The 685-nt window shown below is 33.9% G+C and carries 1 protein-coding gene; it reads left to right on the top strand.

The genetic code is table 11. The annotated features are described in order from the left end of the window. A partial coding sequence (locus tag B371_RS20895) for a phosphatidylglycerophosphatase A (protein ID WP_019412352.1) occupies positions 1-509 on the top strand: 509 nt, incomplete at its 5' end. Positions 510-685: the final 176 nt, after the last annotated feature.

Consider the following 685-nt stretch of genomic DNA (forward strand, 5'->3'; position numbering starts at 1 on the left):
TTACAATCGAAGAAGTTTCTAAAATTGTTTTTGAAATGCAACTTCCATATAATATAGGTCTTACGCTCGATCACTGTATAGAGTCAGTTGAAAGTGTCTTGAAAAAAAGAGAGATGCAACATGCTATTTTGGTTGGTGTTGAACTTGATGAATTAGCAGAGAAGAACATGTTATCGAGTCCTCTCCAACAAATTGTTGAATCTGATGAAGGATTGTTTGGGGTAGATGAAACGATAGCTCTAGGATCAGTATTTACATACGGGAGTATTGCCGTGACGACTTTTGGACACTTAGATAAAAATAAAATTGGTATTATTAAGAAGTTAGACACCAAAATAGGGAATGGTATTCATACATTTTTAGACGACTTAGTTGCTAGTCTTGCTGCATGTGCTTCCTCAAGGATCGCACATCGCACACGTGATTTAGAAGAAAATCATGAAACTTTTGCAGATATTAAACCAGGAGAGACAACACCTGAGGATCATATAAAGGGTACAACAACTTAAAACAAACTAGTTGTTTCAATTCAATTAAATAGTATAGTTCTAGGACCATAATGGGATTAATCCATTATGGTTTTTTGTTGTACTAAAAAATGAAATTACGGATATCAGTATAAAAATAGACAACTGCTCGAACCATTATTGGTATAAGTTGTCTTTTTTCTAGTCAGGTATGTATA

It is taken from the genome of Paenisporosarcina sp. TG20 (assembly GCF_000286315.1).
Taxonomy (GTDB): Bacteria; Bacillota; Bacilli; order Bacillales_A; family Planococcaceae; genus Paenisporosarcina.